The sequence below is a fragment of the Paenibacillus zanthoxyli JH29 genome, assembly GCF_000520715.1.
In the GTDB taxonomy this organism is placed as follows: Bacteria; Bacillota; Bacilli; order Paenibacillales; family Paenibacillaceae; genus Paenibacillus_AQ; species Paenibacillus_AQ zanthoxyli.
Genome location: NZ_ASSD01000235.1, coordinates 1 through 335, shown reverse-complemented (window position 1 = coordinate 335; position 335 = coordinate 1). Strand labels below are relative to the sequence as shown.

Annotated in this window: 1 protein-coding gene; it reads left to right on the top strand. The window is 59.7% G+C overall.

Annotated features, from left to right (window positions below; genetic code table 11):
- Nucleotides 1-254, top strand: a 254-nt coding sequence (locus L691_RS32620) for a YheC/YheD family protein (protein WP_036736225.1), incomplete at its 5' end; no start/stop codon positions are given.
- Nucleotides 255-335: the final 81 nt, after the last annotated feature.

The window sequence follows — 335 nt, the reverse complement described above, 5'->3', positions numbered from 1 at the left end:
GGCTCGGACTGGATGCCGCTTCATTTCTGGAAGACAGCTTCGGCACTTTATGCGAGCTGGCGCTTGATCTGGCTATCGACCGGGAAGGCAGAGTCTTCGTGCTGGAGGTCAACCCCAAACCGGCCCGCGAGGTGTTCTCAAGAGCCGGCGAAAGGGACACCTACCACAAAGCGCTTCAGCGGCCGCTGGAATATGCGCTCTGGGTGTACCGCACGAAGCTGTCACCTTCACCCTCGAAGAAAATCGAGGAGTAACAGCCGAGCGAAAGCACCGGCGGCACAAGCCCCCAACAAGCGCCCCCTCTTAAGTCCGCCTTGCGCGGAAGAGGGTTCATA